Origin of the sequence: Desulfovibrio sp. SGI.169 (assembly GCF_050313595.1) — a bacterium.
Taxonomy (GTDB): Bacteria; Desulfobacterota; Desulfovibrionia; order Desulfovibrionales; family Desulfovibrionaceae; genus Desulfovibrio.
Window position 1 is genome coordinate 53,755 of sequence record NZ_JBNPLS010000005.1, and the last position, 19,335, is coordinate 73,089.

Here is a 19,335-nt window from a genome sequence, read left to right on the forward strand (position 1 = left end):
AGCGGGCCGCGAGGCCCGCACATGGCGCAAGAACCAAACCGGGGAACCCTGAAGGATTTCCCCGGATACAAGGCGGATTAACGCTTGGAATACTGGTACCGGGCGCGGGCCGCGCGCAGACCGTACTTTTTGCGTTCCTTCTTGCGGGCGTCGCGGGTCAGAAAGCCCGCTTTTTTCAGCACCGGGCGCAACGCCGGATCCACCAGCAGCAGCGCGCGGGAAATGCCGTGCCGCACGGCTTCGGCCTGGCCGCTCACGCCGCCGCCCGCCACATTGACGCGCACATCCAGCTTTTCGGCCAGCTTGGCCAGCACCAGAGGCTGGCGGATGATCATCTGGAGGGTCTTACGGGGAAAATACTCCTCAAAGGAGCGCCCGTTAACCGTGATGCCGCCCGAACCGGCGTAAATGCGGGTACGGGCCGTAGCGGTCTTGCGGCGGCCGGTGCCGTATTCAAATTTTTCGCTCATGGCGTGCACTCCTTAGTAAGGCAGGGTCAGCGGCTGAGGATTCTGGGCCGTGTGCGGATGCTCGGACCCGGCATAAATCTTGAGTTTCTTCAACATGGCGCGGCCCAGGCGGTTCTTGGGCAGCATGCCGCGCACGGCGGCCATCAGAACGCGCGAAGGCTTGTCGGCCAGCACATCGCCGAGGGTTGTGGCCTTGAGGCCACCCACCCAGCCGGAGTGCCGGTAATATTTTTTGTCAGTCATTTTCGCGCCGGTCACCTTGAGTTTTTCGCAGTTGACGACCACGATAAAATCCCCATTATCCATATGCGGGGCAAACTCAGGCTTGTGCTTGCCGCGCAGGCGATGGGCGATCTGGCTGGCCAGACGGCCGAGAACCTGATCCTGGGCGTCAACCACAAACCACTGGCGGTTGATGTCTTTGGGGGTAGGGCTGAACGTCTTCATCAGAAAGAACTCCTCACATCTGCTGGAATGAGCAGCAAAAATATACGGCAGCCGTCAGGCTGGGAAAAATTCGTCCAGCGTCGCGCCGTCTAACGGGATGGCGGCAGGATCACTGCAAAGGTTGATTTGATACGCCAAAGGCTGAAAGGTGTCAAGCTCCATCCGCGCACGACAGGGATTTTCCGACCGGGCCGCGCCACTTGAGCTTTATGCGCCAGAACCGTATACTTGGGCTGCCGGGCTTTCACAGCGCGGGCGCATGCCCCGGCACGCGCCCCTTCTTTTTTTCTAAGGACAGACTATGCCGCTCATTCGCAAGAGCCTGCTTCAATTCATCTTTTCCGGCGCGTACATGCTGCGCTGGAACGACAAGCTGCGCCCCGTGGAGTTGCTGGAAATCGACAAGCAGGCGCATAAAATGCTGCTGGCCTGCGTACTCTGGCACGAAAATTCGCTTGGCCTGCCGGAAAGCCGGCGTCTGGCCCTGGCTCGCGGCATCATTGAGGGCGGCCTGTTCGACTACTTCTACCGCCTGATCATCACTGACATCAAGCCGCCGGTCTTTTACAAAATCAAGGAAAATCCCGTCCATTACCGCCAGCTTACCGAGCATGTTCTGGCCCGGCTGGAGCCGGTGCTCGCCCCGCTGGGGGATTTCTGGGGGCGCATGCGGGCATGGCATCTGGATGACGGCGAGAACGGGCTGGACCGGCGCATTCTCACGGCGGCCCACCTGTACGCCTCGCAGTGGGAATTTCACCTCATCAAGCCGCTCAACGGTTTTGACGATGAAATGAGCGACATTGATCTTTCCTTTGTGGAACGTCTGGATGCCTTGCGCGACCTCAAGGGCATGGAGGCCATTCTTACGCCCAGCACGGCCCTGGCCAGGCTGGCCAACCTCTGCGGCCAGCTGCGTTTCCAGATTCGCTGGACCCAGGCTCCGCGCATTCCGGCCACCTCGGTTCTGGGGCATATGTTCATTGTGGCCGCCTTCGCCTACTTTTTCAGCCTTTCGGTGAACGCATGCACGGCCAGGGCCAACAACAACTTTTTTTGCGGCCTGTTTCACGATCTGCCGGAGTTGCTGACCCGCGACATCATTTCCCCGGTCAAGCAGTCCGTGGCCAGTCTGCCCCTGATCATCAAAGAATACGAAGAGGCGGAGCTGGAACGGCGCATTTTCCGCCCTTTGCGCCAACAGGGCTTCGGCCCTCTGGTGGAGCGCATTTCCTACTATCTGGGTCTGGGCGTCGGCTCGGAATTTCAGGAATGCCGGCGGGAAGGGGCAAGCATTGTCAAGGTGGACGGCTTTGAAGCGCTTCAGCGCGACGCCAACCGCGACGCCCTGGACCCCAAGGACGGCCAGATGCTCAAAATCTGCGACTGGCTGGCCGCCTTTCTGGAGGCGCACAGCTCCATACGCAACGGGGTTTCCTCGCCGCACCTGCTGGAAGCCCAGGCCCGGCTCAAGGCCAAACTCTGCGAAAGCCCGCTGGAATGTCTGCATCTGGGCGCCCTGCTGGCTGACTTCGATTAAAGCGAATTGCCCCTGAAAAAGGCGGGCACTCTCGGCGGCGGCAAGAGCGGACGCCCGCGCCCGCCGGGCCTGAACATCGCGTTTTTTTCAGATAAAAGTGACAGCGGCGGCGCGTTTGAAACTGTGACTTTCAAAAGCAAGACACTCCAGGCTCTTTCACCCATGAGCCCGGCTGCGCGTCACAAAACCCGTGCGAACTTGCAAAGAGCGTAAGGTTTTCCATCCATGAACAGAAGCATCGCCACCACGTTTCCGCCCCTGGCGGCCCTTTTGCTGATCGCGCTCTGCCTGCTGTGCCCGCGCCCGGCCGCCGCCCTGAAGATTTCCAAAAGCCTGCCCCTCTATGCCCATGACATGGAATTTTATTACCAGCACACGCACCCGGAAGTGCTGCCCGGCATTCTGTGCGCATTTGACGCCCATGGCGCGCTTGCCCAGGGGGAGAAACGGCTGATGGCGGCCGCCTTTCTGGCCGAGGCGTTGCGGCGTGACCCGTCCGCGCGCGACCGGCTTTTGCCGCCGCCAGACACGCTGAGCCGCAACGGCAGGTTCACCCTGGCCTGGATGATCCACCTGGCGGGACTGGCCGATGAAAAAACGCTGCTGGCCGGCTTGCTCGCCCCGGAAGACGCCCCCCTGCCGGATCAGATACGGAACAGCCCCACAGAGCTGGCCCGCTGGGACATTTATGCGGAAAAGTCTGTCCTGCAGATGTACTGGGCGGCGTTTTTTGCCTCAGGCGACACGGCCTATCTGGACAGCATCATCAATGCGGCTCTGCGTTACGCCCGCCTCAACGCGCGAGGCCGCCAGCGGGAGGAGGCGTTTCCGGTTTGCGCGTCGGCGGCCGCATCGCTTTACGAGCTGGCCCCGCGCCACAGCGTGGTGCAGGCCCGCATCGAACAGGCGCTGAAGGCATGTTCCGGCCCGGAAGCCGACACCTTGCGGGTCATTCTGCGTCAAAAGCGGCCCTCCTGAGCGCAGGCGCGGCGGCTACACTTCAAAACGCTTGGGACAGTCCAGGCAGCAGGCCTCCGGCGCGTTGTCCGCCAGCGCGGCGCGAAATGCCCCGAACGGCTCGCCGTTCCACAGTTCCCAGGCGTCGCCGTCAAGCGCGTTGCCGAAAATCCGGCGACGCGGCCCGCCTTCCCCGGCGGGCACATTGAGGTAGACACAGGGCGAAAGCGCTCCGTCGGCGTCCACATACAGACCGCGGGTCACGTTTTCACGGCAGCCGCCCGCGTCCGCCACCGCCCGCGGGCCGGGCAGCGCGTAATAAATCTCGCGCCCGCCCGCCGCCGCCTCGGCGGCGGCCCGCTCCAGCACCGCGCGGGCGCGGGCGATCCTGTCCGTTTCTTCCGGCGCGAAGGCCAGAGCGGCCTGTTCCGGCGCGGCAATGTAATCCAGCGTACTGACCACGGCCATGCGCACATCCAGTTCCTCCATAAGCCGGGGCAGGGCGGCGGCGGCCTCAATTCTGTCGGCCAGCATCAGATAGGCCAGATGAACCTCTGGAGTGTTTTCCCCGGATGCGCCGCGCTTGCGCTGGACAGACCGGATCAGGCGGATGGCCTCGCAAACCCGCTCAAAGGGCACGCCGGCCCGCGCCGCGTTGGAGGCCGCGTCCGTGCCCACAAGGGAAAAAGCCAGCGTGTCCATGCCGCTCTGCACAAGGCGCGCGGCCAGGTCAGCGTCCATGCGCAGGCCACAGGACGTGCTGGATACCTCGCAGCCCGCCTTGCGGGCCAGAGCCACAAAATCAAAAAAACGGGGATGCAGCAGGGGTTCCCCCCAGCCCTGAAGGTGCGCCCGGCTCGAACGGCGCAGCAAGGGCCAAAGCGCCGCAAAAACCTCATCAGACATATGGCGCGAGCGCCAGCTTTTGGCCTGGGTGGTGTGCGGGCAGTACAGGCAGCGGCCGGCACAGTGCGAGGTCACTTCCACCTGCACACAGTCCAGAGGGCGCTTCTCGCCCAGAAACAGCTCACGCAGGCGTTCCCCCAGGCCGGGCCCGCGAAAGGCGGGGTTTTGCAGCAAATCATTTTCGGGCATGCGTATCTCCACAAGCGGACGGCGCGGCTCAACGGCCCAGCAGGCGCGCCAGCCAGCCCTTATTTTGCAGGGTCCAGGAAGTTTCCACGCAGGGCAGAAAGACGCTTGCGCCCCATTTTTTCTTGAAGAAGGCCACGCCCGAATTGATGCCCAGCCCCAGATTGAGCAGGCTGTGGCCGCGCGCCACACCTTCGGCGGCCAGAGCGGCCAGCAGCGCGTCCGCCGTGCCCGGCGGCGCGTCGGGACGACGAAAGGCGAACATATAAAAAGCCGTGGAAAAGGAACTGTAGTCGCCGACGGCGCACCCCACCAGAACGCCGTCGGCCCGACGGGCGGAAAACAGGCGGGCCTGGGGCGCGGCGGACAGATAAGCGGTCAGATGCCGGAAAATATGGATGCTGCCCGGTTCCAGCGTGCTGGCGCGAGCGCGGCAGAAATCCTCCACCAAAGCCGTGTGCTCCGCCGTCCAGGAGTCCGCGCCGCCCTGCTCCGTCACCATATCGCGCGCGGCCCGGCGCAGCATGTTGCGCAATTTCTGCCCGGCGGGCGGCAAGGGCAGGGGCAGGGACCAGAAGGCGTCCTCGCTGCTTGAGGCTTCGGGCGGCGCCGCATGGGGCCGGGCCGCGGCCAGCACCGTAATACGAACCAGACCGGGCAGGGCCAGGGCCTCGTCCACGGCCGCGTCCACAGCCCGCGCGTCGCGCGGATCGCGCAACGGATAACCGATGAGCACCACCTGCCCCTCGCCCAGATGGCCCACACATTCCCCGAACAGACGGGGGCGCAGGCCGGACACGGCCCCCGCATAGGGCAAAAGCTGCTCCGGCGTCACGGCCTGGGCGGTTACCCGGGACAGGCCGGCGGGAGCGCCTGTCACCAGCCCCGCTCTTCTTCCCGAAGTTGCGTTCGGCGTCATCAGCGCGCCTCCTGGTCATGGCGCCAGAGGGCGCGCAGTTTGTGCGAAAGGCCGGGCAGGCAGCGCCGCACGCTGAAACCGTCCTCGACCAGCATATGGCGCAGATTGACCATATGGGCCGCGCCCACGAAAACCGCGCAGCGGCCTTCCTCCAGATACGGGCGCATGCGCTCCCGGAAGCGTTGGTCGCGGACATTGACCACATAGCCCGTACGGGTGGGAAATTCAGCGCTGGAACCCATCATCCGTTCGAGATCCCCGGCCAGGTAAGCCCGCATGTTCCGGCGGGCCATCGCTTTCCAGGCATGACAGGCGCGCAGGTACTGCAACACCCGCTCCACGGGCACAGAATCCAGAGAAGCCAGTTGCTCTTCAAGATTTTCCATGCCGATCACATGCTTGCCCATGTCGTGCGCCACGCGCCAGGCCTCCATATCCACAGAGCCGCGCCAGCCCTGACGTTCCAGAAAGGCCGTCCAGAGAGAAAAAAAGGCGCACCAGGGCCGCGCGTGGCCCAAAACCCGGCGCACATCGGCCTTGCGCGCGGCCTCCATGCCCAGCCAGCGAACCAGCGTCCCCTCCGGCCCGCGCACCACCCGTTCCAGACGGCGGATTTCCTTTTCATCAAGCATTTCCAGCAGGGGCCTGTGACCCGGCGGCAACGTTTTGCCGTGCCGATCCACGGCGGCCAGAAAATCCTCGTCCAGCGGCCCCTCAAACAGAACAGTATCCACCTTGCGAAACAGGCGGCTGAAGGACGTTTCAAAGGAATAACAAAAAAAATGGGCCGTACCGCCGATCCAGGATCGTCTGTCGTTTTTCTCCACCTCCCAGAGCATGGCGAAGGGGCGCTGCGGGGGCCGCTCCTCCAGAGGAGGCGACGGCGCGGCGGCGGCCCGCAGCAGGGCCAGGGTCAGGGCGCGGGCCGTGCCCTCGCGCGCGTCTTGCGGCGCCTCCTCCCAGGCGGCCATGACATAGGGCAGATAGGGGCGACCGCCCCATTTGCGCTTGAAGCGCAAAATGCCCTCATTGACGCCCAGGCCCAGGTGGACATAGCGTTTTCCCGCCTTGCGGGCATTTTCCAGCATGGCCGCAAAAAGCAGATCCGCCGCGTGCGGCGCGTAGTGCGCGCGTGAATGCGCGCCAAGCACATAGGAGGTAAACTTCTTCGGCGCGTAATCCAGCAGCAGGCAGGCGGCCAGGCGGCCTTCCCCGTCCCAGGCGTTGAGCAGGCGCAGATGCCCGCCCGCTCCGGCCAGGGCTTCGGGCGTGCGGGCATACAGCTCCCGCACATGCGGGGCCAGGGGGCTGCCCTCCCCGCGATCCGCGCGGCCCATGAACTCCGCCCAGAGTCGCCGGTGGTCCGGCGTAAATTCGCCGCTTTCCTCCACCCGCAACGCCGCAGCCGCGCGGCGCAGGGGCCCGCGCAAGCGGGCCGGCGGCTCGACCCCGGCCGGAAGCACATAAAAGCGGTCGCTGTCCACCATATGAGCATGCAGACGCGGCGGCAGATCCGGCCCCACAGCCCAGCAGCTTGTGGCTCCGCTTTTTTCCAGCGCTTCGCCGAGCGCCGCCTCAAAGGCCGCGTGGCTGTATCTGCCGCGCAGGGGATAGGCCACGGCCATGAGCCAGTTCCCGGCGCTCATGAAGAAATACGGCCCCGCGCAGAAGGGCTTGCCCTGAGACATGGCCCGCATCAGCGGCAGGGAATGTTCCGGCACGCGGGCCAGCGCATTGATTTGTGCGAGAAAGTCAGTTTTCATACAATATTAAGGCTCACAGGTTCGTTAATGCGCGGCGCCCCAGTCATGCCCTGTCCCCCAGTCCACCACCAGCGGCACGGAAAGCGCCTCGCCGCCGGGGGCCACCGCGCCCATCAGGGCGGCCACCCGCGCGCCGGCTTCGGAGGCGGCGTCTTGCGGCGCTTCCAGCAAAAGTTCGTCATGCACTTGCAGCAGCAGGCGGGCGTCCATGCGCCGCAGCTCCTCGTCACGGGCCACGGCCAGCATGGCCAGCTTGATGATGTCCGCCGCCGAGCCCTGAATGACCGTGTTGATGGCTTGCCTCCGGGCCAGGGCAAATGCCTGGCCATTGGCCGAGAAAATGTCGGGCAGCAGCCGGCGGCGACCGCCCAGCGTGGTCACATAGCCCTGACGCTTGGCCGTGGCCTCCACATCTTCGTAAAAATGCTTAAGGCCCGTCAGCCGCTCGAAATAGCGGGCAATGAACTCTCTGGCCTCGGCGCTGCCAATCTTGAGTTCCTGCCCCAGTTTCTGCGCGCCCATGCCGTAAATCAGGCCGAAATTGATGGTTTTGGCGTTGCGCCGCTGATCCGGGCTGACGGCGTCGGGGGGCAGATCGTACACCAGGGCCGCGGTGCGGGCGTGGATGTCCTCCCCCTGGCGGAAGGCGTCCAGCAGGGCCGCATCCTGTGACATGTGAGCCAGCACGCGCAGTTCCACCTGCGAATAATCGGCGGAGACCAGCGTGCGCCCCGGCCCGGCGATGAAGCAGGCTCGCATGCGCTTGCCCAGCGGGCCGCGCACCGGAATATTCTGCAGATTGGGATTGCTGGAGGAAAGCCGCCCGGTGGCCGTGGCCTTCTGGTTGAAGGTGGTGTGGATGCGGCCCTGCCCGTCCACCAGGCGCGGCAAGGGGTCCAGATAGGTGGAGCGCATTTTTTCCAGCTTGCGGAATTGCAATATGCTGTCCACCACACTGTGACGGCCGGCCAGCTTTTCCAGGGTCTGCTGACTGGTGGATGCCTGCCCGCCCCTGGTTTTGCGCGGCGAGGGCAGCTTCAGCGTATTGAACAGCACATCGCCCAACTGCTGGGCCGAACGGATGTTGAAAGTCGTGCCCGCCGCCGCATGCACCTCGGCGGTGAGGCGGTCCAATTCGTGCTGCACGTCGGACAGAAAAGCCTGGAACGCGGCGGCGTCAATGGCCACGCCGCGTCCTTCCATCTCGGCCAGCACCGGCGTGAGGGGCAGCTCAAGAGCGTTGTACAGGCCGCACAGGCCGTCGCGGGCCAGACGCTCTTCCAGCGTTTCGGCCATGAGCAGCGCCAGCCGGGCAGGGCCGCGGCCCCCGGTTTTCAGGGCGGCTCCCCAGCGCGCGGCCAACCGCGGCCAGCCGTAGTCGCCTTCTTCAGGATTGAGCAGATAGGCGGCCAGGCCAAGATCAAAACAGCGCGGCGACGTTTCGCCCAGAAGCAGCTCGCGCCAGCAGGGCGCGGCGACAAGCAGCGCTTTGAGATCCGCCGCCACCAGCCGGCGGGCCGCTTGCAGCCAGACGCAGAGCGCATCCATGCGACCGGTCCAGCAGTACTCCTCCACCCCGGACAGGGCGTCGCCCACGGCCAGATGAGGCGGCTGCCTGGAGCCACGCGGCCAGATCAGGGCCACCGGACGCCCCGCGCAGTCCGGCAGGGCGGTCGCGTCGGCCAGTTCCGGGGCCAGGGGTTCATCCGCCGTTTCCAGCAGGCTCATCTGAGCGCCCGCGCGTATCCGGGATTGCGCCGCGTCGCCAGACTGCACAGATGCGGCTGAAGCGGCGGGAACGGCTGAAACCGTTTGCCCCCCGTTTTTGGGAGCGTCCGCCCCGGCGGCAGACGCCCCGGAGCCGGCCCGCGCCACCGGCGGCACGACCGAGTCATCCCCGCTCAGGCGGCGCAGCAGGGCGGCCATTTCACGGCGCAGGGCGAAAAGTTCAAATTCATCGGAAAGGGCGCGGCATTCGGGCACATCCAGCGGACGCACCGCCAGGTCGTCCAGCTTCAGCCCCGCGCAGACCTGGAGCGAGAGCGTGGTCAGCCTGCGCCAGGTGAACATGTCCTCCAGATGGTCGCGCATCTTGTCCTGAATTTTGGGAGGCAGCAGGGCGAAATGATCCCGAATGTCCTCCAAGCTGGGACAGATTTCAAAAATCTGGCGCGCGGTCTTGGGGCCGATGCCCGGCACGCCGGGGATATTGTCGCTGGCATCGCCCACCAGAGCCTGCACGTCGGGCCACTGCGCCGGGCTTACCCCGCTTTCGGCCCGAAATTCAGCCTCGCTGAGCAGTTTTTCCTCGCGCGCCGCCGGGTCCCACATATAGACGTTGGGGCCCAGACATTGTTTCAGATCCTTGTCGCCGCTGACGATGATCACCGGATGTCGCCCGGAAAAACGGGCTGCCAGGGAGGCTATGCAATCATCGGCCTCGCAGCCTTCAGAAACCTCCAGCCTGATGCCCAGCGCCCGCACCATGCGCAAAATGGGGTCGATCTGGCGAACCAGGTCTTCCGGCATGGCGTCGCGGTTGGCCTTGTAGAGCGGAAAAATCTCATGCCGGAAGTTCCTGCCCTTGCCGTCCTTGACAAAGGCGAAATACCTGGGCCGCTCCTCGCGCAGAATGCGCAAGAGCACACGGGTCACCACCACCAGGGCGTTGGTGGGAAAACCGTCGGAACGCTGCATGTTTTTATTGGCGAAAAATCCCCGGTAGATAAAGGCGGAGCCATCCATCAGGAAAATGGGTTCAGCGGCAAGGCCCAGACGTTCTTTCAGCGACATGGCGGCAGGGGGTTGAGGTTGACGCGCGGCCCGGCTGACGCCGCCGCTTGCGGAGAAGAGGTGCTGCGGGTATAGTATAGAGATGGAAACAAGTCCGCAAGTGACAGCTTCGGCCAGGGGGCCGCTCTGGCTCGTAAGAGTTGGGGGCCAATGGCGCATGGAAGAGCCCTGGCCCCGGGGGGCCGACGCGGCTCTGGCCGGCCTCGCGGACCAGCGCGTGCGCGAGCTGCGCCTGGAGGCCGCGGCGCTGGGCCAGTGGGACACCAGCCTGCTGGTCTTTCTGGTTCAACTGGTCAAGACCGCGCGCGCCCGCGAAATCCCCGTGGAGCTGGATTTGCCGGAAGGTTTGAAACGCCTGGTGCGCCTGGCTTTTGCCGTTCCCGCCCAGGAAGGCGCCGCCCGCAAGAAAACCGACGTATCCTTTTTATACCGGCTGGGCGACAGCGCCATCACCCTGCCGCCCAGGGTGGCGGATTTTCTCAATTTTTGCGGCGACGTCACGCTTGCGCTCTGGCGGCTTTTTCTGGGCCGCGCCAAAATGCGCCCGCAGGATTTCGTGGCCGCCATGCATGAATGCGGCGTACAGGCGCTGCCCATTATTTCCCTCACCAGCCTGCTCTTCGGCCTCATACTGGCTTTTGTGGGCGCGGTGCAGCTGACCCAGTTCGGCGCGCAGATATATGTGGCGGGCCTGGTGGGCATCGGCATGCTGCGGGTCATGGGTGCCGTCATGGTGGGCGTGGTCATGTCGGGCCGGGTGGGCGCGGCCTATGCGGCGCTTATCGGCGCCATGCAGGTCAATGAAGAGGTGGACGCCCTCTCCACCCTGGGCATTCCGCCTGTGGACTTTCTGGTGCTGCCGCGCGTGCTGGCGCTCACGTTCATGGTCCCGCTGCTGACCCTCTACGCCGACCTCATGGGCGTGCTGGGCGGCTACCTGGTGGGCGTCATGATGCTGGGCCTCAACCCCATGGAATACTTCAACGCCACCACCCAGATGGTGCCTTTCAGGCATGTGATCATCGGCCTGGTCTACGGCACGGTGTTCGGCGTCATCATCGCCGTGACGGGTTGCTATCAGGGCATACGCTGCGGCCGCAGCGCCCAGGCCGTGGGGCGGGCCACCACCACGGCCGTGGTTCATTCCATTGTGGGCATCATTGCGGCCACGGCCGTCATCACCGTCATCTGCAATGTGCTGGGCGTCTGACATGAGCATGAATACGGACACGGGCAAGGCGCTGACGGCGACCCCCGCCGGCACGGACGAGCGCGAGCTGCGGATCAGCGTGCGCGGCCTTCAGGTGGGCTACGGTTCCTTTGTGCTCATGCGCGATGTCAGTTTCGACGTGCGCGCCGGCGATGTTTTTTTTATCATGGGAGGGTCGGGCTGCGGCAAAAGCACCCTGCTGCGGGTGCTCATGGGCCTCAAAGCTCCCCAGGCCGGGCGGGTGCTCTATGGCGACACGGACTTCTGGGACGGCGGCGAGGAGACGCGGCGGCGGGTCATGCGCCACGCGGGCGTGCTTTTTCAGGGCGGCGCCCTGTGGAGCTCCATGACCCTGGCCGAAAACGTGGGCCTGCCCCTCCAGCAGTATACTGATCTGGACGACGAGGAAATCCGCGAGCAGGCATCGCTCAAGCTGGCTCTGGCCGGTCTGGCCGGCTTTGAAGACTATTACCCCTCGGAAATCAGCGGCGGCATGCGCAAGCGCGCCGGCCTGGCCCGCGCCCTGGCTCTGGACCCCAAGATACTCTTTCTGGACGAGCCCTCCGCCGGGCTGGACCCGGTGAGTTCGCGCCTGCTGGATGATCTGATTCTGGAACTGCGGGACACGCTGGGCGCCACGTTTGTCATTGTTTCCCATGAACTGGCCAGCATTTTCTCCATCGCCAGCGACAGCATCTTTCTGGACGCGCAAACCCGCTCGGTCACGGCCAGGGGCAATCCCGGCGACCTGGTTCGCGATCCCCATACCGAAAAACGCGCGCGGCTTTTCCTGACCAGGGGCGGCGGACACGACGGGGAAGAACCCGGCCGAGCCGCCAGCGACGCCGGGGCAAACCCGCCGCACAAGGATATTGCATGACTTCACAAACCTACAGAACAACGGTGGGCGCTTTTGTGCTGGGCGGCATCACCCTCTTCGCCCTGGGCGTGCTCATGCTGGGCGGAGGACGCCTGTTCAGCAACGATGTCGAATATGTGCTTTACTTCGACGGTTCTGTGAGCGGCCTTTCCATAGGCGCTCCCGTGGTGTTTCGCGGCGTTCCCATGGGCAGCGTCACACAAATCAGCCTGGTGGCCAACCCGCGCGACTCCAACGTGACCATTCCGGTGCTCATCCGCATTGACGAAAAAAGCTTCGTGCGCTCCAGCGGCACGGGCATTTCCGAATCGTTTCAGCAGGAAATCATCCGCCGCATGGTTCAGCGCGGCCTGCGCGCCCGTTTGCAGTTGCAAAGCCTGATCACCGGCCAGTACCGCGTGGAACTGGATTTTTATCCGGGCGCGCCGGCCAATTTCCGCTCATCCACGCCTGACCTGGAAATTCCCACCGTTCCGTCGCCCATAGACACGTTTCAGCGCACACTGGCCAAACTGCCTCTGGAACATATGGTTCATTCGCTGGATTCCATTCTGGAAAATCTGTCCCAAGCTCTGGCCGACGGCAAGCTCAAGGAGGGCATAGCCGCTTTTGCCGGCGCCTTTGACGAAGCGCAGCGAATACTCAGGGACAGCCCCCTGCGCAATGCGGCGGGCAGCGCCTTGCGACAGATAGACGACGCCGCCAGGGCAGTGCGCCAGGAACTGCCCGGCGCGCTGGCGGCCTTTCGCGACGCCATGGCCAACATGGCCCAGGCCGCCGAACAGTTGCGCAGGGCCACAGGCGCGGCCGAGAGCGTGCTGGGGCGCGATTCGCCGGCCATGAACGACCTGCGCCGCCTGCTCAAGGAGGCCATCGCCGCGGCCCGTTCGCTGCGCGATCTCACGGAAATGCTCGAACGTAACCCGGAAGCCCTGCTCAAGGGCAAAAAAGGAACACGCTGATGTCACGCCGTCTTCTATTGCTGGCCGCGCTGCTGACCCTGCTGACCGCCTGCGGCCGCAGCGCGCCCACAAGCTATTATCTGCTGGAAAGCTCCTTGGGGCTGGTGCAGGCCGACGGCCTGCCCGACAAAAGCCTGCGCGTGGCCCAGGTCAACGTGTCGGAATATCTGGATCGCAACGGCATTGTCAGCCGCGTGGACGGCAGAAACCGGCTGGTCATCGCCGGATTTCACGCCTGGGCCGAACCGCTGAGCCACGGCGTGCGCCGCGTCGTTCAGCAGACGCTGACCCCGCCGCTGCTGGCCGGGGGCGTCAATGTGCTGCCCTCCGGCGACGAGGGCGGCGGCGACTTCGCCCTGTTGCTGGATGTGCAGCGCCTGGACGGCAATTTTGACGACAAGGCGGTGCTGGAGGCGCGCTGGTCGTTGCGAAACAGAGACAACGCCATTCTCGGCCGGGGCATCTATGCCGCCGAAGAAGCGGTGCAGGGCAAAAACTATGACGCGCTGGTGGCCGCTGAAAGCAGCCTTATACGCCGCATGGCGGAGCACCTGGCCGAAAAGCTGCCGCCGCTGATGGCCCAAAAACCGTAAGCCAATCCTGCCGGCAGACGCCCCGCCCGCCGGCAAAACTCCGCCGGGCCGACCCGGCGGGAAGCGGGCGCGGCGCAAAGGCGGCTTCGCCCCTTTGCGCCGCCTACTGGTTGACCATCACCTTGGCCGGGCGCAACAGGCGGTCGCCCAGCTTGTAGCCCCGCTGAAGCACGCGGGCCACCACGCCGGGAGCGATATCCGGCCGGGCTTCAAAGCCCACGGCCTCATGCGCTTCCGGGCTGAATTCCTCGCCTTCCTCTCCCAGCGGCGTCAAACCGTGCCTGGTCACGGCTTCCAGCAGCAGCTTGCGGGTCATGGCCACGCCCTGGAGCATATCCTTGCAGGCATCGTGCTTGCTGCCGTATTGCAGGGCCAGGTCCAGATTGTCCAGCGTGGGCAGCAGATCGCTGAGCACCTTTTCGGCGGCGTAGCGCATCTGCTCCTGATGCTCGCGGGTGAGGCGCTTTTTGAAATTTTCCATCTCCGCGGCCGAGCGCAGGCGCATATCTTCCAGCTCGGCCTTGAGGCGCGCCTCAACCTGCGCCTGCTCCGCCGCAGCCTCCGCGTCTTCCGCCGCCAGCGCTTCCTCGCCTTCAGGGTTCAGGCCATCCTGATCCGCACAGGCTTCGCCTTCATCCCGCAACTCTTCGTCAGCCCGAGCCGCCCGCATATATGAATGCATCGTTTGACGCCGCATGCTTCCTCCTGAAACGGCCCCGGCAACGTCATCCAGAGGTTGCGCACAGGGCCGGCATATCTTTATTGAGTAAGGTCGCCGCGCGCCCCTGTCAAGATGCGACCGCGCCGATGAGGATCATCGCCGTCGCGCGCCTCGACATTTGCGCGTCCCTCCTGTATGCTGGTTTGATTGCGAAGAGGACTTGCCTATGACATGCCGTATTTTGAGCCTGCAAAATGATCAGGAATGGCCCAAAGCCGCGCAGTGGCTGAAGGGCCGCAGCACCCCCGGCGACGGGGTTGAAAGCGCGGCGCGGGACATGATCAATGCCGTGCGGGAACAGGGCGATGCGGCTCTTGTTGATTTTACCCGCCGTTTTGACTGCCCGGATTTCACGCCGCCCCTGCGCGTGAGCGAGCAGGAAATCGCCCGCGCCGCCGCCTCGGTTTCTGTGGAAAGCCGGGAGCAGATCAGCGGAGCCGCGGCCAATATCCGCGCCTTTCACGAAGCCCAGCTGGAAAAATCCTGGTTTCTGACCCGCCCGGACGGCAGCATTCTGGGACAGCGGGTTCTGCCTGTGGACGCCGTGGGCCTGTATGTGCCCGGCGGCCAGGGCGGCAACACGCCACTGGTTTCCAGCCTTCTGATGAACGCCATCCCCGCCCAGACGGCGGGCGTGCCGCGTCTGGCGGTCTGCACCCCGCCCCGCAAGGACGGCAGCGTCAATCCGCACATTCTGGCCGCCGCCCACCTGCTGGACATCGACGAGGTCTACCGCGTGGGCGGGGCCTGGAGCATCGCGGCCCTGGCCTACGGCACGCCGAGCCTGCCGCCCGTGGACGTCATAGCCGGGCCGGGCAATATTTATGTGACCACGGCCAAACGCCTGGTTCACGGCACAGTGGGCATCGACATGATCGCCGGCCCCAGCGAGGTGCTGGTGCTGGCCGACTCGTCGGCCAATCCCGCCTGGATCGCGGCGGATATGCTCTCGCAGGCCGAGCACGACCCCCTGGCCTCCGCCATCTGCATCACAGACGACCCGCACCTGGCCGAAAGCATTCAGCAAGAGCTGGACAGCCAGTGCGCAAGCCTGCCCAGGGCGCAGACCGCCGGGCGCTCGCTGATGGACTGGGGGGCCATCGTGGTTGTGCCCAACCTCAGCGTGGCCGTGGCCGTGGCCAATCGCGTGGCCCCGGAACACCTTGAAATCTGCACCCGCGATCCCTGGGCCGTGCTGCCGCACATACGCCACGCCGGCGCGGTCTTCATGGGCCAGCACAGCCCCGAAGCGGCGGGCGATTATTACGCCGGCCCCAACCATGTGCTGCCCACCCTCGGCACGGCGCGCTTTTCTTCGGCCCTTTCAGTGCAGACCTTCTGCAAGAAAACCAGCATCGTGGCCGCGTCTCCGGCCTTTTTGCTGCAAAACGCCCCGGCCATCGCCGCGCTGGCCCGCCTGGAAGGGCTGGAAGCCCACGCCCGCTCGGTGGAAATTCGGCGGCACAAATAGCGCACAACAGGAGCCAGCATGCAAGTCGTCGTCAAAACGGACATTACCGCCTATCCCCTGCTCTCGCGCGGCAAGGTGCGCGACATCTACGATGTGGACGAAAAAACACTGCTCATCGTCACCACGGATCGCATGTCGGCCTTTGATGTGATCATGGGCGAGCCCATCCCCTACAAGGGCGTCATCCTGAACAGGATTACCCTGTTCTGGATGGAAAAATTCAAGAACATCATTCCCAATCACCTGCTGGAAAGCGACGTGAACCGCTTCCCCGCCGCCCTGGACCCCTGGAAGGACGAACTGGAAGGCCGCGCCGTGCTGGTGCGCAAGGCCAGGCCCCTGCCGGTGGAATGCATTGTGCGCGGCTATATCACGGGTTCCGGCTGGAAAGACTATCAGACCACCGGCCAGGTCTGCGGCTACACCCTGCCCGGGGGCCTGCGCGAATCGGACAAGCTGGAGCCCGCCCTGTTCACGCCCTCCACCAAGGCGGAGCTGGGCCAGCACGACGAAAACATCAGCGTGGCCGAGGCCGCCCGCCTGCTGGGCGAAGACACGGCCCGCCTGGCGGAAAAAACCTCGCTTGCCATTTACGAGGCCGGGCGCGCCTTTGCCGCTGAACGCGGCATTATTGTGGCGGACACCAAATTTGAATTCGGCTTCATTGACGGCCGCCTGCACCTCATCGACGAGGTGCTCACGCCCGACTCATCGCGCTTCTGGCCCGCTGACCAGTACAGGGCCGGTCAGGGCCAGCCCAGCTTCGACAAGCAATATCTGCGTGACTGGCTCAAGAAGCAGCCCTGGAACATGCAGCCGCCCCCGCCGCATCTGCCCGAAGAAATCATCCGGGCCACGGCTGACCGCTACAGGGAAGCCTACGAAATTCTGACCAGAGAAAAATAACGGGCAAGCGCCCTTGGCACAAACACCAACCAACGGCCGGCGCGCCGGCCTGTTTTCAAGGAGAAGCCATGCTGCTGCAAGGTAAAAAAGCCCTGATCATGGGGCTTGCAAACAATAGAAGCATCGCCTACGGCATAGCCTCATGTCTCAAAGCCCAGGGGGCCCGGCTGGCCTTCAATTATGTGGGCGAAGCCATCAAGAAGCGGGTGGTGCCCCTGAGTGAGGAACTCGGCGGCGAGTTCACCTTCCAGTGCGACGTCTGTGACGACGCTCAGATTCAGGCCGCCGCCGATCTGGTCAAGGAAAAATGGGGAGAGCTGGACATTCTTGTGCATTCCGTGGCCTTCGCCAACCGTGAAGATCTGGTGGGCCGCTTTGTGGATACCTCGCGCGACGGCTTCAAGCTGGCCCTTGAGGTCTCCGCGTACTCGCTCACCGGGCTCTGCCGGGCCTTTGAACCCCTGCTGCACGACGGCAGCTCGGTGATCACCATGACCTACCACGGCTCCACCAAGATCATTCCCGGCTACAACGTCATGGGCGTGGCCAAGGCCGCGCTGGAAGCCTCGGTGCGCTACCTGGCTTATGACCTGGGCCCCAAGGGCGTGCGCGTCAACGCCCTCAGCGCGGGGCCCATCAAAACCCTGGCCGCCTCGGCTGTGTCCAGCCTCAAGGATATTTTCAATCATGTGGAGGCCCATGCCCCGTTGCGCCGCAACGTCAGCACCACCGATGTGGGCGGCGCGGCCGTGTTCCTGGCTTCGGAGCTTTCCCACGCGATCACCGGCGAAGTGATTTATGTGGACAGCGGCTTCAACCAGATCGGCATTTCAGCCTGACGCGAACCGGCATGGACTATATGACCCTCAACGCTCTGGGCATTACCCTGCTGGCCGCCTTCGGCCTCTGGGCCTTTCAGCGCGGAGCGCGGGGCGGCAAAAAACGCCCGCCGCGCTCCGGTGAGAACAAGCAGACCAACGACAAACCCTGAACCGACAGACGGCACGGAAAGACATGTTCTGGAGCATTCTGGCAATCGTGATTGTACTGGCCCTGGCCTGGTGTTTCAAAAAAGGCTGCGAAGGTTCCCCCTTCGCCAATCACAGCCCGTGAGCGCCGCCCATTGAACACCTCCGGTGGAGGGAAAAAAGCGACACGCCCCCCGGCGGCAAACCGCCGGACAATTTATGGTAATGCGAGCCGCACTTTTTGCTTGCGGCTGACACGGTTTTAGCATATATAAATTCGGCTTTATGAACGAGCGTCAAACTTGGTTCAGTTATGGAGAGGTGTCCGAGCTGGTCTAAGGAGCACGATTGGAAATCGTGTGTGCGTTAACAGCGCACCGGGAGTTCGAATCTCCCCCTCTCCGCCAGATTTCAAGGGGTTACTGGAAACAGTAGCCCCTTTTTTCATTGGTGGAATTTGCGCCATTGGTGATTTCATTGGTGATTCCATTGGTGGAATTTATAACAGGGTCGTTTTCAGGGGCATTTTTCCCCTTGCGGATGACGACTTCCGGTGACGATTTTTTTTCATTGGTGATGCGATTGGTGATGTCTTCAAAAATGGTGGCCGCCTCTCTGTCCACGCCAAGGTCGTGGAGGTAGATTTCCGTGGTTTTCAGATTTTGGTGTCCGAGCACCTTCTGCGCCCGGTATGGATCGTGAAAGCCGGTAGCGATGAAGTGTCGCAGGCTGTGCGCCCCGAAATGAGGCACCCCGGCTCGCAGACACAAATCGCGCATGAAATATTTGATGCGGTTACTGGTGCGCGTATAGGCTGTTCTTGTATTCGGGTCATTGAAAACATAACGCTCATCCCCGAACCGGGCCAATCGCAGGCGGCTCAAGATTTCATAAAGCGTCTCGGACATGGCGATTTTTCTTGCCTCCATGTTGCCGCCGCGCCTCTTTGAGGTCCAAAGCGTGATGATGCGCCGGTCGAGGTCAACGTCTTCCCATGTCAGAACCCGTATTTCAGAAATACGGGCTGCGGTATGCAGCAGGCAGGTCAGGAAGTCATGCTCAAAGCCTGGCTTCGCAACGGAGAGCAGACTTTTTATATCCGCGGCTGGCGGGATGTATTTCACGGCCTTTTTGACAGCATAGGCATCAATCTGCCGTGGGGGGTTGCCAATGGTATACCCTTCTTTCCCTGCCCAAGCCCAGAGCGAGGAAAGTTCTGTCTTGTATTTGTTTGCTGTCTTCTTGCTTATCATCTTCGCCACCGCTTCCACAAAGCTGTCTATTGCGGCTTTGTCTATTTCTCTGAACAGAGTCATCGCGCCTGTATATTCAATGAATCGTCGGTATGCAGTTTTTTTGTAAGAAATTGTGTTTGGCTTCAGCCTGCTTTCACAGTAGAGCAGATGTGCTGTACATACATCACGCAAGCCCAAATCTTCGGGCTGCGTCCGACAAGTTTTCTGCTCCTCTTCCCACGCCAGTGCGTCGCGCCTTGTCCGAAACCCCGCCTTCCTTCCGATGCGTATTCCGTCCTGATACACGTCGGCAATCCAGCGCGGTCCGTTCTTTGTCTGATACTTCGATACCGCCATCGTTCGCCTCCGCCCTGACCGGCCCGGACTGCCAGTAGAAGCGCATGGAGC

The 19,335-nt window shown here is 63.5% G+C and carries 18 protein-coding genes and 1 tRNA gene; 11 read left to right on the forward strand and 8 right to left on the reverse strand.

Annotation, left to right across the window (positions count from 1 at the left end; all coding sequences use genetic code 11):
* Window positions 1-77: 77 nt before the first annotated feature.
* Window positions 78-470 (reverse strand): 30S ribosomal protein S9, encoded by a 393-nt coding sequence (rpsI, locus tag ACQRA4_RS04060; RefSeq protein ID WP_297849390.1) that lies wholly within the window; start codon window positions 468-470, stop codon window positions 78-80.
* A 12-nt stretch (window positions 471-482) separates the two neighbouring features.
* Window positions 483-917 (reverse strand): 50S ribosomal protein L13, encoded by a 435-nt coding sequence (rplM, locus tag ACQRA4_RS04065; protein ID WP_427821808.1) that lies wholly within the window; start codon window positions 915-917, stop codon window positions 483-485.
* Window positions 918-1,218: 301 nt separating this feature from the next.
* On the opposite strand from rplM, the gene ACQRA4_RS04070 reads away from it, so the two are divergent.
* Both ACQRA4_RS04070 and ACQRA4_RS04075 read left to right on the forward strand, forming a co-directional pair.
* Window positions 1,219-2,457, forward strand: coding sequence for an HD domain-containing protein (locus ACQRA4_RS04070; protein WP_427821809.1), 1,239 nt, complete (start codon window positions 1,219-1,221; stop codon window positions 2,455-2,457).
* Between the two features lie 225 nt (window positions 2,458-2,682).
* Window positions 2,683-3,435, forward strand: a complete 753-nt coding sequence (locus ACQRA4_RS04075) for a translation initiation factor 2 (protein WP_427821810.1) — start codon at window positions 2,683-2,685, stop codon at window positions 3,433-3,435.
* A 15-nt stretch (window positions 3,436-3,450) separates the two neighbouring features.
* On the opposite strand, the gene ACQRA4_RS04080 is transcribed toward ACQRA4_RS04075, so the two are convergent.
* The 4 genes from ACQRA4_RS04080 to polA are packed head-to-tail and all read right to left on the reverse strand — an operon-like array spanning window position 3,451 to window position 9,981.
* Window positions 3,451-4,509 carry a radical SAM/SPASM domain-containing protein gene (locus ACQRA4_RS04080; protein WP_427821811.1) on the reverse strand — a complete coding sequence of 353 codons (1,059 nt, stop codon included), beginning with the start codon at window positions 4,507-4,509 and terminating at the stop codon, window positions 3,451-3,453.
* Between the two features lie 28 nt (window positions 4,510-4,537).
* Window positions 4,538-5,425 (reverse strand): translation initiation factor IF-2, encoded by an 888-nt coding sequence (locus ACQRA4_RS04085; protein WP_427821812.1) that lies wholly within the window; start codon window positions 5,423-5,425, stop codon window positions 4,538-4,540.
* On the reverse strand, window positions 5,425-7,188 hold the full coding sequence (locus ACQRA4_RS04090) for a GNAT family N-acetyltransferase (RefSeq protein WP_427821813.1): 1,764 nt from the start codon (window positions 7,186-7,188) through the stop codon (window positions 5,425-5,427). The genes ACQRA4_RS04085 and ACQRA4_RS04090 overlap by 1 nt, the downstream gene beginning before the upstream one ends.
* Window positions 7,189-7,212: 24 nt before the next feature.
* Window positions 7,213-9,981, reverse strand: coding sequence for a DNA polymerase I (gene polA / locus ACQRA4_RS04095; protein WP_427821814.1), 2,769 nt, complete (start codon window positions 9,979-9,981; stop codon window positions 7,213-7,215).
* Between the two features lie 82 nt (window positions 9,982-10,063).
* Here polA and ACQRA4_RS04100 point away from each other — a divergent pair, with 82 nt between their 5' ends.
* Genes ACQRA4_RS04100 through ACQRA4_RS04115 form a run of 4 tightly spaced genes read left to right on the forward strand, consistent with a single transcriptional unit; the run spans window position 10,064 to window position 13,626 of the window.
* Window positions 10,064-11,191: an MlaE family ABC transporter permease gene (locus tag ACQRA4_RS04100; RefSeq protein ID WP_427821815.1), complete on the forward strand. Its 1,128-nt coding sequence runs from the start codon at window positions 10,064-10,066 to the stop codon at window positions 11,189-11,191.
* 7 nt (window positions 11,192-11,198) lie between these two features.
* Window positions 11,199-12,071 (forward strand): ABC transporter ATP-binding protein, encoded by an 873-nt coding sequence (locus tag ACQRA4_RS04105; RefSeq protein WP_427821901.1) that lies wholly within the window; start codon window positions 11,199-11,201, stop codon window positions 12,069-12,071.
* A complete protein-coding gene (locus tag ACQRA4_RS04110) occupies window positions 12,068-13,033 on the forward strand; it encodes an MlaD family protein (protein ID WP_427821816.1) in 966 nt (321 codons plus the stop codon). The genes ACQRA4_RS04105 and ACQRA4_RS04110 overlap by 4 nt, the downstream gene beginning before the upstream one ends.
* Window positions 13,033-13,626 carry a PqiC family protein gene (locus tag ACQRA4_RS04115; protein ID WP_427821817.1) on the forward strand — a complete coding sequence of 198 codons (594 nt, stop codon included), beginning with the start codon at window positions 13,033-13,035 and terminating at the stop codon, window positions 13,624-13,626. The genes ACQRA4_RS04110 and ACQRA4_RS04115 overlap by 1 nt, the downstream gene beginning before the upstream one ends.
* Window positions 13,627-13,729: 103 nt before the next feature.
* Here the strand turns inward: ACQRA4_RS04115 and grpE are convergent, their stop codons facing one another.
* On the reverse strand, window positions 13,730-14,296 hold the full coding sequence (grpE, locus tag ACQRA4_RS04120) for a nucleotide exchange factor GrpE (protein ID WP_427821902.1): 567 nt from the start codon (window positions 14,294-14,296) through the stop codon (window positions 13,730-13,732).
* A 217-nt stretch (window positions 14,297-14,513) separates the two neighbouring features.
* Between grpE and hisD the strand changes: the two genes are divergently transcribed.
* From hisD to ACQRA4_RS04145, 5 genes are all read left to right on the forward strand, one after another.
* On the forward strand, window positions 14,514-15,818 hold the full coding sequence (gene hisD / locus ACQRA4_RS04125; protein WP_427821818.1) for a histidinol dehydrogenase: 1,305 nt from the start codon (window positions 14,514-14,516) through the stop codon (window positions 15,816-15,818).
* Between the two features lie 18 nt (window positions 15,819-15,836).
* Window positions 15,837-16,724 (forward strand): phosphoribosylaminoimidazolesuccinocarboxamide synthase, encoded by an 888-nt coding sequence (locus ACQRA4_RS04130; RefSeq protein ID WP_427821819.1) that lies wholly within the window; start codon window positions 15,837-15,839, stop codon window positions 16,722-16,724.
* Between the two features lie 68 nt (window positions 16,725-16,792).
* Window positions 16,793-17,563 (forward strand): enoyl-ACP reductase FabI, encoded by a 771-nt coding sequence (locus ACQRA4_RS04135; protein ID WP_427821820.1) that lies wholly within the window; start codon window positions 16,793-16,795, stop codon window positions 17,561-17,563.
* A gap of 11 nt (window positions 17,564-17,574) precedes the next feature.
* Window positions 17,575-17,715 (forward strand): hypothetical protein, encoded by a 141-nt coding sequence (locus ACQRA4_RS04140; protein WP_427821821.1) that lies wholly within the window; start codon window positions 17,575-17,577, stop codon window positions 17,713-17,715.
* A 292-nt stretch (window positions 17,716-18,007) separates the two neighbouring features.
* Window positions 18,008-18,099 (forward strand) — tRNA-Ser (locus tag ACQRA4_RS04145).
* A 12-nt stretch (window positions 18,100-18,111) separates the two neighbouring features.
* On the opposite strand, the gene ACQRA4_RS04150 is transcribed toward ACQRA4_RS04145, so the two are convergent.
* The gene (locus tag ACQRA4_RS04150) at window positions 18,112-19,284 is read right to left on the reverse strand and encodes a tyrosine-type recombinase/integrase (protein WP_427821822.1); all 1,173 of its coding nucleotides are present in this window, start codon (window positions 19,282-19,284) and stop codon (window positions 18,112-18,114) included.
* Window positions 19,285-19,335: the final 51 nt, after the last annotated feature.

Bases quoted from the DNA above. Each gene is read 5' to 3' on its own strand.
- ACQRA4_RS04115 (WP_427821817.1), top strand. From the start codon at position 13,033: ATGTCACGCCGTCTTCTATTGCTGGCCGCGCTGCTGACCCTGCTGACC.
- ACQRA4_RS04130 (WP_427821819.1), top strand. From the start codon at position 15,837: ATGCAAGTCGTCGTCAAAACGGACATTACCGCCTATCCCCTGCTCTCG.
- ACQRA4_RS04110 (WP_427821816.1), top strand. From the start codon at position 12,068: ATGACTTCACAAACCTACAGAACAACGGTGGGCGCTTTTGTGCTGGGC.
- ACQRA4_RS04105 (WP_427821901.1), top strand. From the start codon at position 11,199: ATGAATACGGACACGGGCAAGGCGCTGACGGCGACCCCCGCCGGCACG.
- rpsI (WP_297849390.1), bottom strand. From the start codon at position 470: ATGAGCGAAAAATTTGAATACGGCACCGGCCGCCGCAAGACCGCTACG.
- ACQRA4_RS04150 (WP_427821822.1), bottom strand. From the start codon at position 19,284: ATGGCGGTATCGAAGTATCAGACAAAGAACGGACCGCGCTGGATTGCC.
- ACQRA4_RS04100 (WP_427821815.1), top strand. From the start codon at position 10,064: ATGGAAACAAGTCCGCAAGTGACAGCTTCGGCCAGGGGGCCGCTCTGG.
- ACQRA4_RS04070 (WP_427821809.1), top strand. From the start codon at position 1,219: ATGCCGCTCATTCGCAAGAGCCTGCTTCAATTCATCTTTTCCGGCGCG.
- ACQRA4_RS04085 (WP_427821812.1), bottom strand. From the start codon at position 5,425: ATGACGCCGAACGCAACTTCGGGAAGAAGAGCGGGGCTGGTGACAGGC.
- ACQRA4_RS04080 (WP_427821811.1), bottom strand. From the start codon at position 4,509: ATGCCCGAAAATGATTTGCTGCAAAACCCCGCCTTTCGCGGGCCCGGC.
- hisD (WP_427821818.1), top strand. From the start codon at position 14,514: ATGACATGCCGTATTTTGAGCCTGCAAAATGATCAGGAATGGCCCAAA.
- rplM (WP_427821808.1), bottom strand. From the start codon at position 917: ATGAAGACGTTCAGCCCTACCCCCAAAGACATCAACCGCCAGTGGTTT.
- ACQRA4_RS04090 (WP_427821813.1), bottom strand. From the start codon at position 7,188: ATGAAAACTGACTTTCTCGCACAAATCAATGCGCTGGCCCGCGTGCCG.
- ACQRA4_RS04140 (WP_427821821.1), top strand. From the start codon at position 17,575: ATGGACTATATGACCCTCAACGCTCTGGGCATTACCCTGCTGGCCGCC.
- polA (WP_427821814.1), bottom strand. From the start codon at position 9,981: ATGTCGCTGAAAGAACGTCTGGGCCTTGCCGCTGAACCCATTTTCCTG.
- ACQRA4_RS04075 (WP_427821810.1), top strand. From the start codon at position 2,683: ATGAACAGAAGCATCGCCACCACGTTTCCGCCCCTGGCGGCCCTTTTG.
- ACQRA4_RS04135 (WP_427821820.1), top strand. From the start codon at position 16,793: ATGCTGCTGCAAGGTAAAAAAGCCCTGATCATGGGGCTTGCAAACAAT.
- grpE (WP_427821902.1), bottom strand. From the start codon at position 14,296: ATGCGGGCGGCTCGGGCTGACGAAGAGTTGCGGGATGAAGGCGAAGCC.